Source organism: Paenibacillus sp. 05T425, from assembly GCF_056396205.1.
Window position 1 is genome coordinate 101,415 of sequence record NZ_JBFTLA010000012.1, and the last position, 12,643, is coordinate 114,057.

10 protein-coding genes, 1 riboswitch and 1 other annotated feature are annotated in these 12,643 nt (G+C 47.8%); of the genes, 8 read left to right on the forward strand and 2 right to left on the reverse strand.

Annotated elements, in window-relative coordinates:
* The first annotated feature begins 86 nt into the window (after positions 1–86).
* Positions 87–1,721, forward strand: coding sequence for a chaperonin GroEL (gene groL / locus AC1DF0_RS24720; RefSeq protein ID WP_477575746.1), 1,635 nt, complete (start codon positions 87–89; stop codon positions 1,719–1,721).
* 355 nt (positions 1,722–2,076) lie between these two features.
* On the opposite strand, the gene AC1DF0_RS24725 is transcribed toward groL, so the two are convergent.
* Positions 2,077–3,054: a tRNA dihydrouridine synthase gene (locus AC1DF0_RS24725; RefSeq protein ID WP_477575748.1), complete on the reverse strand. Its 978-nt coding sequence runs from the start codon at positions 3,052–3,054 to the stop codon at positions 2,077–2,079.
* A gap of 201 nt (positions 3,055–3,255) precedes the next feature.
* On the opposite strand from AC1DF0_RS24725, the gene AC1DF0_RS24730 reads away from it, so the two are divergent.
* The 7 genes from AC1DF0_RS24730 (at position 3,256) to tyrS (ending at position 11,486) form a co-directional block, all read left to right on the forward strand.
* Entirely contained in the window at positions 3,256–4,368 is a 1,113-nt protein-coding gene (locus AC1DF0_RS24730) for a hypothetical protein (RefSeq protein ID WP_477575750.1), read from the forward strand.
* A gap of 1 nt (position 4,369) precedes the next feature.
* Positions 4,370–5,038, forward strand: a complete 669-nt coding sequence (locus tag AC1DF0_RS24735; protein WP_477575752.1) for a hypothetical protein — start codon at positions 4,370–4,372, stop codon at positions 5,036–5,038.
* 102 nt (positions 5,039–5,140) lie between these two features.
* On the forward strand, positions 5,141–6,355 hold the full coding sequence (locus AC1DF0_RS24740) for an ROK family transcriptional regulator (RefSeq protein ID WP_477575754.1): 1,215 nt from the start codon (positions 5,141–5,143) through the stop codon (positions 6,353–6,355).
* Between the two features lie 135 nt (positions 6,356–6,490).
* Entirely contained in the window at positions 6,491–7,396 is a 906-nt protein-coding gene (locus tag AC1DF0_RS24745) for an aldo/keto reductase (RefSeq protein WP_477575756.1), read from the forward strand.
* A 42-nt stretch (positions 7,397–7,438) separates the two neighbouring features.
* Positions 7,439–8,269 carry an amidohydrolase family protein gene (locus tag AC1DF0_RS24750; protein WP_477575758.1) on the forward strand — a complete coding sequence of 277 codons (831 nt, stop codon included), beginning with the start codon at positions 7,439–7,441 and terminating at the stop codon, positions 8,267–8,269.
* A gap of 350 nt (positions 8,270–8,619) precedes the next feature.
* Complete coding sequence (locus AC1DF0_RS24755; protein WP_477575760.1) at positions 8,620–9,834, forward strand: MFS transporter; 1,215 nt, start codon at positions 8,620–8,622, stop codon at positions 9,832–9,834.
* A gap of 98 nt (positions 9,835–9,932) precedes the next feature.
* Positions 9,933–10,154 (forward strand) — a binding site (T-box leader).
* Positions 10,155–10,220: 66 nt separating this feature from the next.
* Positions 10,221–11,486: a tyrosine--tRNA ligase gene (gene tyrS / locus AC1DF0_RS24760; RefSeq protein WP_477575762.1), complete on the forward strand. Its 1,266-nt coding sequence runs from the start codon at positions 10,221–10,223 to the stop codon at positions 11,484–11,486.
* Positions 11,487–11,542: 56 nt separating this feature from the next.
* On the opposite strand, the gene AC1DF0_RS24765 is transcribed toward tyrS, so the two are convergent.
* Positions 11,543–11,842: a hypothetical protein gene (locus AC1DF0_RS24765; protein WP_477575764.1), complete on the reverse strand. Its 300-nt coding sequence runs from the start codon at positions 11,840–11,842 to the stop codon at positions 11,543–11,545.
* Between the two features lie 599 nt (positions 11,843–12,441).
* A riboswitch (cobalamin riboswitch) is annotated at positions 12,442–12,642 on the forward strand.
* Position 12,643: the final 1 nt, after the last annotated feature.

Below are 12,643 nucleotides of genomic sequence, written 5' to 3' on the forward strand. Positions count from 1 at the left end.
TAACGCTAAGTTAACCGGGTCACATAGAAGGCAAGTGAGCAAGAAGCAACACTACTTAAACCTATTTCTAGGAGGTCACGAAAACAATGGCTAAAGAGATTAAATTTAGTGAAGACGCACGCCGCGCTATGCTTCGCGGGGTTGACGCGCTTGCGAATGCGGTTAAAGTAACGCTCGGTCCTAAAGGCCGCAACGTTGTTTTGGAGAAAAAATTCGGCAGCCCGCTCATCACGAATGACGGTGTATCCATCGCCAAAGAAATCGAGCTGGAAGACGCGTTCGAGAACATGGGCGCTCAACTGGTTAAAGAAGTAGCTACAAAAACGAATGACGTAGCAGGCGACGGTACAACTACGGCGACTGTTCTTGCACAAGCGATGATTCGCGAAGGCTTGAAAAACGTTACTGCCGGCGCTAACCCTATGGTTATCCGCAAAGGCATCGAGAAAGCCGTTAAAGCTGCTGTTGAAGAGCTGAAAGCAATCTCGAAACCAATCGAAGGCAAACAATCGATCGCGCAAGTTGCTTCGATCTCCTCTGCTGACGAAGAAGTTGGCCAACTGATCGCGGAAGCGATGGAGAAAGTCGGCAACGACGGCGTTATTACGGTAGAAGAGTCGAAAGGCTTCGTAACGGAGCTTGAAGTGGTTGAAGGCATGCAGTTCGACCGCGGTTACGTTTCCCCTTACATGATTACGGATACGGACAAAATGGAAGCGATTCTTGACAACCCGTATATCCTGATCACCGACAAAAAAATCACGAACATTCAAGAGATCCTTCCGGTTCTTGAGAAAGTCGTACAATCCGGCAAGCAATTGCTGATCATTGCTGAAGACGTAGAAGGCGAAGCGCAAGCTACGCTGATCGTCAACAAACTTCGCGGCACTTTCACATGCGTAGCGGTTAAAGCTCCTGGCTTCGGCGACCGCCGCAAAGCGATGCTGCAAGATATCGCGGCTCTTACTGGCGCACAAGTGATTACGGAAGAGCTTGGCCTTGAGCTGAAATCGACGACTGTCGACCAACTCGGTTCCGCTCGTCAGATCCGCATCACAAAAGAAAACACGATCATCGTTGACGGCGCTGGCAACTCGGCCGACATTAAAGCTCGTGTGAGCCAAATCCGTGCTCAACTGGAAGAAACAACTTCCGACTTCGACCGCGAGAAGCTGCAAGAGCGTCTTGCTAAGCTTGCTGGCGGCGTAGCGGTAATCAAAGTCGGCGCAGCTACTGAAACAGAATTGAAAGAGCGCAAGCTTCGCATCGAGGATGCCCTGAACTCCACTCGCGCAGCTGTGGAAGAAGGTATCGTATCGGGCGGCGGTACAGCTCTCGTGAACGTATACAAAGCGGTTGCCGCTGTTCAAGCAGACGGCGACGAGCAAACAGGCGTTAACATCGTGCTTCGTTCCCTTGAGGAGCCAATCCGCACGATCGCAGCGAACGCAGGCCAAGAAGGCTCCGTTATCGTTGAGCGTCTGAAAAACGAGAAAATCGGAGTAGGCTACAACGCTGCTACCGGCGCATGGGTGAACATGTTCGAAGCAGGTATCGTTGACCCTGCCAAAGTAACGCGTTCCGCACTGCAAAACGCAGCTTCCGTTGCGGCTATGTTCTTGACAACTGAAGCGGTTGTCGCTGATAAACCTGAGCCTAAGGGTGCAGGCGGCGGCATGCCAGATATGGGCGGCATGGGCGGTATGGGCGGAATGATGTGATGAAATCATTATCGAAGTAATTCGATGATGAGCGACCGCGTTTAAGCGGTAGATTTCATCGCCGATGGAGCAAAGTGCGCTCCATGCGGTAATAAGGGATTAATCCCTTATGCATCAAGGGTTTTTCGTAAGGAAAACCTCTAAATGGTAACACAAAAGAAGCCTCGTAAGTTCTTTGAACTTGCGGGGCTTCTTTTTTTTGTAAAAATATAAGAAAGTATAAAAATTTTATTTATACAGTGCTTATATTTCATCCGCGAAACGACAGCTTACTCCGCCAAAGGACGGCGATAGCAGTTTACGCTTGTTGGAGGAAGTGTCGTTTTTTAAAACCTAGGTCTCTGATGGGTATGATTCAATCTAATTCTTGCTCTAATACAGGAAGTACTAGACGACGTACTTCATCAGTAGATCGGGTATCCATTAATTGGTTTCTTAGTTCGCCTGCACCTCTAAACCCGCGAACATAGATTTTGAAAAAGCGAAGAAGCGGTTTAAATGATCGCGGTGAGGTTTCTGTTGAATATTTATCGTGAAGATCTAACTGTAAAAGCAGTAGATTGAGAAACTCCTTCGCGCTATGTTCTTTAGGTTCTTTTTCAAAAGCAAATGGATTGGTGAAGATGCCGCGGCCAATCATGACGCCATCAACGCCGTATTGTTCAACTAATTTCAATCCTGTTGCACGGTCAGGAATATCTCCATTTATCGTTAATAACGTATTAGGAGCTATTTCATCGCGTAATTTTTTGATTTCAGGGATTAGTTCCCAGTGCGCCTCTACCTTACTCATTTCTTTCTTTGTCCGAAGGTGAATGGATAGATTGGCAATATCTTGTTTCAATATATGTGATAACCAATCGCGCCACTCTTCAATCTCAAAGTATCCCAATCTTGTTTTAACACTAACGGGTAATCCGCCTGCTTTGGCTGCTTGAATAATTTCTGCCGCAAGTTCAGGATGTTGGATTAAACCAGCACCTTTTCCATTGGATGCGACGTTTTGTACGGGGCACCCCATGTTTAAATCGATACCACGAAAACCAAGCTTTTTCATATCGATACTCATCTGTTCAAACAATGCGGGCTTATTGCCCCAAATATGAGCGACGATCGGCTGCTCATCTTCTGTGAACGTTAGCCGACCACGAGTACTGTCTATTCCTACGGGGTGACAATAACTTTCTGTACTTGTGAATTCCGTGAAAAATACGTCAGGTTTTGCAGCTTCACTAATGACATGACGAAATACCACATCTGTGACATCTTCCATTGGCGCTAATATAAAAAACGGCCTCGGTAAATCAAGCCAAAAATTGTGTTCGTTACTCATATAATCTCCTTTTGTTGCAACATATAATGATGATTTGCTTATTGTAAAGTCCCTTACCCATCATACATAGTATCATTTTTTTACGGTTGATGCACAGAATCATATTGTTCAATAATAAAAATTCCAATTGACTGCGTAATACGTTGCGATTCATTATTATAATGGGGATAGCACAAAAGTTGCCAAGAGAGGAAGGTCGCGATGGAACCGAATATTTTCCGCTATGCGACGAAAGAGCTGTCGCAGGATGCTTTCTTATGTTGGCTATTCGGCCATGCGAGTATGGAAGAAGATCGTGCGCCTAAGCGGATCGCGAGAAAGCTATTGGATGTTATGATAGACAGTTATAACGGCTTGCACCGAGAGCCCTTCATCGCCGAGCAATGGGATCATTACAACGTTAGCATTCAGCAGCAGGTCCAGCAGATCGATATTTTGCTGACCTTTACTTCCAAAGTGAGCGGCCGCCAATTTCAAGTAATGATTGAGGATAAGACGCGAAGCGGCGAACATGGCGACAAGCAGCCGGAGCGCTATGAATTAAAGCTGAGGGAGCAAAATCCGGAGATGGCCGTTTTGCCGGTTTTCTTCAAAACAGGCTATATGACGCCGGCTAAGCTTGAGGAGTTGCGTGAACGAAGGATTGTGACGATCACTTACGAACAGATTCATGATGCTTTTGAGCCTGATATCGATCCAGATAATGTCGTTTTGCAGTCTTGGTGGGACTATTTTTTGGAAGCATATTATTTGCCGATTACTGCCGCATTATCAGTGCCACTCGAAGAGGCTCTTGCCGATTTGCATGATTGGAGCCAAGATCAGACGGAGAAAGAGATTATTTTCGACCGATTGACTGACTATCTTTTCCGGGGAGAAGCTCTCCCTTACATTAGCCGTCGGAATGTAGAGAATGGGAAAGCGCAAATCTTATATGAATTTATTTTTCACCTGCCGTATTGGCATATGGCGAACAAAGAGCTTGAGATTAACCTCTATTTCTCTTGGTACAAGAACCTTACTTTCGAGATGAAGACGATCCCCGTTCCTTACGTCGGAAAAAACAAAATGTCGGAGACGCGTTTGAACCGTTACTTGGACGAGCAGCAAGCAGTCAGGAGCGGAATGGCATGGCCATCCCTTTGGAGCGAAAGTCGTTCCCATCTTCAAATAGGCAGATACAAGCATGKACCGAGGCTTCATACGCTAAACCTAGAAGGACTGAAACAAAAACTGTTGTCCGATATGGCATTCATAGCGGCACAGTTCAACTACACAGAAGCGAATATGCTAACTTCGAAGGAGTGCAGATGAGATGATCGATGTGGAAAAACAGGACAAACTGGTATTGAAAGCCTATCAGCTATATAAGAGCAATACGAAGCCGGATGTAGAAGAACTGGCGAATGTAACGCTGAAGAAGCTCCGTGATGAGATCGACGAATGGGATGGAACGATTGACAATATGAAGTTTTATAGCGGCTACCTTGTTAGCAGAGAGATGGCAGCAATCTCATCTACGGGAATGGCACAAGCAGCTGTCAACACAAATGACTTTCTAGCCGTAATGGCACAACCCGCACAACAAGCTTTGTTTCAAGAACTGTTGCTCGTTCGTAAAAATAATAAAATCATTTCTGAGCGATTGGCAGGCCCGATTGCTGATGTTAGATTCATCTATCGAACGCTTAATTTGAACGCGTTCGCAAGCGGTCAGCCTAAACAATACGTGAACCGATTCGTTGTATCAGTATTTACCGAATGTATGACGACGATAGCCAAAGAAAAGCAGCTTAAAGATACTGCAATTCTTTTAGGCAAGAATCCAAACGGTGTATCAAACGAGAGGCTGCAAATACAAGTTCGCACACTTGTAGATGAGTCGCTTGAACGCCTTCAATTGGACGAGAACTGGAATTTGTTCAATCGAGCTGTCATAGGCTATTATCTTCTAGATGCGGCTAAGGAGCTTGAGCTTAGATAACTAGGCAGGCTAACTGCCCGAGGTGAAGCAGCTTGACTTTCGCAGCACCCGTTCATACACTTACTTAAGTAAATGAAATAAGTTAGCAGGTGCGCAGCGGCAATGAAAATAGATAAAAGCGTTATTAATACGATGAACAAGAGAAATGTACTGTTGGCGATCCGGGCATCGGGACAAATATTCAAGGCGGAAATTGCCCGCAGTACAGGCCTTAGCATTCCAACCGTTATGAAGATAACAGATGAATTGATCGGACGCGGACTCGTGAGAGAGACTGGCAAAGGGGAGAGCAGCGGAGGTAAGCCTCCCCAACTGCTGGAGTTCGTTCAGGATCGCCATTATGTAGTCGGCGTCGACATTGGAACGACGAATATTTTATCCATTCTGATGGATATGTCGGCGAACATTGTGTATAAGCACTCGGTGCCGACTATGGTAAACGATTCACCTGATGCAATTATTGATCGTATCGCGACTTCCATCGAGACACTCATGGCTCAATCAGGGTTTGAGCAGGAAAGCCTGCTCGGCATCGGACTTGGCATGCCTGGACTGCTTGATAAGGAGACTGGCACCGTGCTGTTCTCGCCCGACTTCCATTGGGAGCGGGTCGAGCTGCTGTCCGCGCTTAAAGCTCGGTTTGCGATGCCGATGGTCGTTCATAATGTGACTCATTCCATGGCTATGGCTCAGAAATGGTATGGCTATGGTCGCGATGACGTTAATAGCTTCATCTGCGTTAATCTAGGACATGGCATCGGTTCGGCTTTGTTCCTTGACGGTGAACTGTTCAGTGGAGGTTCGGGCAGCGCAGGTGAACTAGGGCATATGACGATGGAAAAGGACGGTCCCATATGCGTATGCGGCAACCCTGGATGTCTAGAAGCTCTTGCATCGGGCGATGCCATCGCGAGACGCGCTCGAGCGGAGCTCGGCATTCTGGACGATGCGACTATTCGGAAGAAAGCCGATGAAGGCGGGCTGGAAGCGAAGGACGTTTTCGAGGCTGCAGGTCGTCAGAACGAGGCGGCGCAGCGAATCATAGGAGATGCCGCAGAATATATCGGTCTCGCGCTTGCGAAAGTGATTAACCTGCTCGATCCGGAAATGATCGTCCTTGAAGGAGGGCTGTCACGGGCAGGATCAAACTTTATAACCGCTATACATGATAACGCCCAGCGCTACCAAATGAAATATGCCGGTCGCAATACGAGGATTGTTGTGTCTGAGCTTGCAGAGCAATCCGCGGCGATCGGTTCAGCTACTTTCCTTATCAAACGGTTGTTTGATGTTGGGGGAGATCAGACCTTACTATAAGCCTGTGTATGCCCCTCTCCGAGGGGCGTATTTATTTGATTGACACTTAGAGGAGTCGACCCTTATACTTACTTAGTAAAGTTAAGTAAGTATAAGGGCGGTTTATTTTAATAACTAATAAAGGTGGCTATTCGCATGCAATATCGAGCGTTAGGGAATACAGGCTTGAAGGTGTCGGCACTTAGTTTTGGAGCTTCTTCGCTCGGTTCTGTCTTCAAGAACATTGATGAAAAGGAAGGCATTCGTACCGTCCATGAGGCGCTCGATCAAGGCATAAATCTCATTGACGTCTCGCCTTACTATGGGCTTACGAAAGCGGAGACCGTGCTGGGCAAAGCGCTGCAGACCGTGCAGCGGGACCGCTTCATTCTATCGACGAAGGCGGGACGCTACGGGGAGAATGAATTCGATTTCTCGGCAGACCGAATCTTTCGAAGCGTGGAAGAGAGTCTTGCAAGATTGAATACGGACTATATCGACATCCTTCATCTGCATGACATTGAATTCGGCAATCTAGACCAAATCATAGAGGAAAGCATACCAGCGTTGCAGAAGTTAAAGGAACAAGGGAAAATCCGGTTCACCGGCATCACGGGATTCCCGCTCCGTATCTTCCGTTCCGTGCTTGAGCAGACGCAAGTAGACGCTATTATCTCGTACTGCCACTACAGCTTGAACAATAACCGTCTAACGGAGCTTCTACCGCTATTGCAAGCAAAAGGAGTAGGGCTTATCAATGCGTCGCCAATCTCAATGGGACTGTTAAGCAAGCAAGGACCTCCCGATTGGCATCCGGCAACCGAAGAAATCAAGCGCGCCTGCTTAGCTGCAGCGCAGCTATGCCAGGAACGAGGCAAGGACTTGTCCAAGCTGGCTATCCAGTATGCGATCGCTAATCCGGCCATTCCGACGACGCTAGTCGGCACAGCGAACCCGGCCAATATCGTCAAAAATGTATCGTGGGTGAACGAACCGATTGATCTGGATTTGTTCCAGGACGTGCAGCAGCTTCTAAGACCTATTCATAACCTTTCTTGGTAAGCATAAGAGTTACAATAATGAATAACGAAGAAGGTGAAACGTATGCGACTCGACTCGCATCAGCATTTTATCGATTATCGGCCTGAGGATTACCCCTGGATCGGCGAGCAAGAAAGCATCTTGAAGCAAAAGTTTCTGCCCACGGATCTTAAGCCGCTGCTGGATTCCATAACATTCGATGGGGCTATTGCGGTGCAAGCGAGGCAGATGCTGGAAGAGACGGAGTGGCTTCTCACGCTGGCGGATCAGTATGACTATATTAAAGGCGTTGTCGGTTGGGTAGAGCTATGCTCGTCTGATGTTCGTCAGCAGCTCGAAGCATTCAGCAAGAACCCGAAGCTAAGAGGAGTCAGGCATGTTATTCATGACGAACCGGACGATGATTTTATGCTTCGCGATGACTTCTTGCGTGGATTGTCGTTTCTAGGTGAGTATGGTTTGACGTATGACTTGTTGATCTTCGAGAAGCATTTGCCGAATGCGATCCGTTTAGTAGAGCGATTCCCGGAGCAGCCATTCGTTGTTGATCATTTAGCAAAGCCTCGAATTAGCATTGGATCGATAGCAGAGTGGAGCCGGAACATTCAGGCGTTGGCAGCCAACGACAACGTATATTGCAAGCTGTCGGGCATGGTAACTGAAGCGGATATGACGGTGTGGAATCCGGAGCAGTTCAAGCGGTATTTGGACGTCGTGTTCGAAGCATTCGGGCCTGAGCGGCTTATGATTGGATCGGATTGGCCAGTTAGTCTGCTTAGCCGCGATTATCAATCTGTTATGAATATCGTGATTCACTATGCGGATCAATTGTCGGCAGAGGATAGGGAAAAGGTGCTTGGCGGCAACTGCGCGCGATTCTATGGAATTGTATAGGGCTGCGTCGGTCATTTGTTGACAAGGTAGGTTCGCCATACTACAATGGCATCAAATGAAAGGATGTTCGAAGATGGACACTAGTCGCTTGAACACTGTGAAACGTTATCCAACACGCTGCTCCGGACAAATGACAAACGATGAACGTTGTGCGGAGCTTAATCGGGAAGCGTAATCGCTTACGCTTCCCTTCTATCATCGGCAGATAGCATGTATGGAAAAAAAGCGTATGGTCATACGCTTCTTTCGTGATGCTCTCTGCCGGTAATGTAGGATTAAGAAGCTGCTGACGTTTTTGTCGGCAGCTTCTTTGCGTGTAAATATGACATTTTAATAGGAGTGTTCACACTATGCAAATCGATAACAACGTAAATGATAAAGGTTGGCAGCGAAAAATAACATTGTTCCTGACCGCTCAGACGATTTCCTTATTCGGTTCTTCCATGGTTCAATTCGCGATTATTTGGTATATCACTTTGCATACGTCTTCCGGGACGATGCTTATGATCTCAACGGTGTGCGGCTTCTTGCCCCAGATTCTCATCTCGCTGTTCGCGGGAGTGTGGATCGACCGCTATAACCGCAAAACGATGATTATGTTGGCTGATGGTTTAATTGCCATCGCGACACTCCTGCTAGCCTTATTCTTCATGGCAGGATATAACGATATCGCACTGCTCTATCCGGTATTGCTCATTCGTTCGTTCGGGACGGGTATTCAGACACCGGCCGTTCAAGCGATCATTCCGCAGATTGTGCCTAAGGATCGGCTCATGCGGGTAAGCGGCATCAACAGCAGCATATCTTCGATGATGATGTTTCTGTCACCTGCTGCAGGTGCGGCCGTGCTGGCTTTTGCTACAATCGAGACGGCTCTACTCATTGATGTCGCAACGGCAGCGATAGGACTCGTCATCATGCTGAGGATTGCCGTGCCGACGCTTGTGAATGAGTCCAAGGCACGAAGCGCCAGCGGACAAAATATAAAGCAAGGATTCGCGTACTTGAAGGAGCATGCCTATATCCGTCGCTTGCTCGTTTTTTTATTCGCAGTCATGCTGCTCATTAGTCCCGCCGCTTTTCTGACACCGTTAATGGTTAGCCGTTCGTTCGACTCTGAGGTATGGCGTCTATCTGCGAGCGAAATGACTTTTAGCGCAGGTATGCTTATCGGCGGGATCGTCATAGCGACATGGGGCGGCTTCCGCAATCGCATGCTAACGACACTGCTCGCATGCTCGCTGTACGGTTTGCTAATGATTGCACTCGGTACCGCGCCTTATTTTGGTCTGTATTTACTGTTCAATTTGCTGATAGGCATTACATCGCCATCGTTCAATTCGCCACTCACCGTCATGATGCAGGAGAAGGTTGATCCGCAGATGCATGGCCGCGTCTTCAGCTTCATGCAGGTGTCGAATTCTTTCGCGCTTATGCTGGGCATGCTGCTGTTCGGTCCTCTCGGAGATGCTGTGAAAGTGGAGACAATCCTTATTGCAGCTGGCGTTCTAGTTGTTGCATGTGCCGCAGTAGGGTGGCGGTTATTAATTGAACGTGAGAAGTAATGGAGATATGACGCGCAGCACCGCCAGAGGACGTCTATAGCCGTTTCACCTTATTGACATTCGAATCGCAATTCTCTATACTTGTCGTAATCTCATACGTGAATACGTTGAACGAGCGCAGTAGCGGCTTTGTCCCTGTTACAGAAAGCCAGGGGTCGATGGGACCTGGCACACACAGAGATCGCGAAGTACACTCCGGAGTATCTTGGGTAATGCCAAGCGGAATGGTGAACGATACATCACCGAGAGTGGCACGAACGTCTTTGTGGTAATAGGTTCGTGTAATTTGGGTGGTAACGCGGTTAATAATCGTCCCTAGTCTTTTATAGACTAGGGGCGTTTTTTKTTTTTATTGACATTTAACGAAAAAAGGGAGTTGTGTGGCTGTGAACATTATCGACGAACTCGAATGGCGTGACGCCATTAATCAGCAGACAGATGCAGAKGGCTTACGTGAATTAACGAATACGAAGGCGGTATCGCTGTATTGCGGCGTTGACCCGACGGGGGACAGTATGCATATCGGACATTTGATTCCGTTCATGGTGCTGAAGCGATTCCAGCTGGCCGGTCATCGTCCGGTTATTCTGATCGGCGGAGCGACAGGTACGATTGGCGATCCGAGCGGACGGCAGACAGAGCGTTCTTTGCAGACGCTTGAACAGGTACAGGACAACGTGAATGCGCTAAGTGCTCAACTGCGTAAGCTGTTCATCACGGACGGCGACAACGAGATTCGCATGGTGAACAACTACGATTGGACGCATAAACTCAATATCATCGACTTCCTCCGCGACTACGGCAAAAACTTCAACCTCAACACGATGCTGGCGAAGGATGTCGTAGCGAGCAGGCTGGATAGCGGTATCTCGTTCACCGAATTCTCGTACCAAATTCTTCAATCGCTCGATTACTTGCACCTGTACCAACACGAGGATGTGCAACTGCAAATCGGAGGTTCTGATCAATGGGGCAATATTACGAGCGGTCTTGATCTGATCCGCAAGAAGGAAGGCTCGGAGGCGAAGGCGTTCGGCCTTACGATTCCTCTTATGCTTAAGGCGGATGGCACGAAGTTCGGCAAGACGGCAGGCGGAGCCATATGGCTTGACCCGAACAAGACGACACCTTATGAGTTCTACCAGTTCTGGGCGAATACCGATGACCGCGATGTTGTGAAATACTTGAAGTACTTCACGTTCCTCAGCAAAGATGAAATTGAGGCGCTTGCGGAAAAGGTGCAGACCGAACCGCATAAGCGTGATGCGCAGAAGGCGCTTGCGGAAGAGATGACTCGTTTCGTGCACGGCGACGAACTGTTGGACCAAGCAAAGCGTATTACGGCTGCGTTGTTCAGCGGCGATATTCGTTCGCTTACGGCAGACGAGATCGAGCAAGGCTTCAAAGAAATGCCGACGTACGAGGCGAGCGGCGAAGGCGAAGCGAAAAACATCGTGGAGTGGCTCGTAGAGATTGGTATCGAGCCTTCGAAGCGACAATCGCGCGAAGACGTATCGAACGGCGCCATCTCAATGAACGGCGAGAAGATCACCGACCTCGAGTTCGCGGTTTCGTCCGAGCATGCAATCGGCGGGAAATTCATCATTATTCGCAAAGGCAAGAAAAACTACAGCCTTGTTAAACTAACGTAAATTACTTAAAAAAAGCTTCCGAAGGCATGTTATCATGCGCTAAGGAAGCTTTTTTCTTATTGCTGCTTCGACTTAGCAAGCTGCTGCCTAAGCTCGGCGTTTTTCGCCGTCAGTTGCTTCGTTAAGTCTGCTTGCGATGCTTCAAGCTTCGCGGCTTCATCCTTCAGCTTCGTAAGCTGGGTCATTTTGCTGCTTAGGTCGCTGGGCGAAGAGCTCAGCTTACTGTCTTTTTGCAGTTGTTTTATTTTCGCGCTCACTTTTGCAAGTTTCGTTTTATCGTTCGCAAGCTGATTCTGCGTATCGGCAATTTCTCTTTTTAGACGGCTAATAATTGAAGAAGTGAAGCTAATGGACATATGGGCACCTCGTAATCGTAGTGTGTGGCAAATTCTATCTTATCATATAAATCTCCACCTCCTGAAGAAAAGGGCGCACTTGACCTGAACAACTTTGGACAACCGTGAACAAATATGTGCAACTTACCAATTGGCGCAAAAACTTTTTGGCTCTAAATGGCTGTGAACTTGATGTGACTTAGAGCATTTTTGCGGATTGACTTGGAGCGCTAAGTTTAGTGGATGACTTGTGATGCTATATGGTGCTTGGATAAATTGAAATGGCAGGTAAGCTCCTACACGGCATGAAGCGGGTACGCTCCAAAAGCCAGCTCATCTGCTATAGTGTCATTCTAGGCAACTAATTAGCCTTGTACCAAGCGAGCCACCTGTTTAGTTCGATATCAGGCAACTAAAGGGGATTGTTTGGTGAGGTAGTGGCGAATCGGCCGAATTAGTTCGATGAAAGGCAACTATCGAGCTCACAACCGTGAGGCAACGGAGATTAGTTCGACGAAATGCACCTAATGAGCCATATACCCGGCGGTGAGCTCATACACGGCATGAATTTAAAACAAATGCATGACAAATGCCGATTAATCGGATATGATAAGCAACATAATTTCATAGTAGGAACAGGTGCCAATGATCAGTCTCGATTCCGTCGAGCTGTCGATTGGTTAAAAGGGAAGCGAGTGCAAATCTCGCGCGGTCCCGCCGCTGTATAAGAAGAGTTCTTGCAAGATGCCACTGGGAAACCGGGAAGGATGCAAGGGCGATGACGCTTGAGCCAGAATACCTGCCTGTTTCGATATGCCATTC

What these genes read in the sequence shown, in the direction of transcription:
- groL (WP_477575746.1), top strand. Translation starts at nt 87, where the DNA reads ATGGCTAAAGAGATTAAATTTAGTGAAGACGCACGCCGCGCTATGCTT.
- AC1DF0_RS24725 (WP_477575748.1), bottom strand. Translation starts at nt 3,054, where the DNA reads ATGAGTAACGAACACAATTTTTGGCTTGATTTACCGAGGCCGTTTTTT.
- AC1DF0_RS24735 (WP_477575752.1), top strand. Translation starts at nt 4,370, where the DNA reads ATGATCGATGTGGAAAAACAGGACAAACTGGTATTGAAAGCCTATCAG.
- AC1DF0_RS24740 (WP_477575754.1), top strand. Translation starts at nt 5,141, where the DNA reads ATGAAAATAGATAAAAGCGTTATTAATACGATGAACAAGAGAAATGTA.
- AC1DF0_RS24745 (WP_477575756.1), top strand. Translation starts at nt 6,491, where the DNA reads ATGCAATATCGAGCGTTAGGGAATACAGGCTTGAAGGTGTCGGCACTT.
- AC1DF0_RS24750 (WP_477575758.1), top strand. Translation starts at nt 7,439, where the DNA reads ATGCGACTCGACTCGCATCAGCATTTTATCGATTATCGGCCTGAGGAT.
- AC1DF0_RS24755 (WP_477575760.1), top strand. Translation starts at nt 8,620, where the DNA reads ATGCAAATCGATAACAACGTAAATGATAAAGGTTGGCAGCGAAAAATA.
- AC1DF0_RS24765 (WP_477575764.1), bottom strand. Translation starts at nt 11,842, where the DNA reads ATGTCCATTAGCTTCACTTCTTCAATTATTAGCCGTCTAAAAAGAGAA.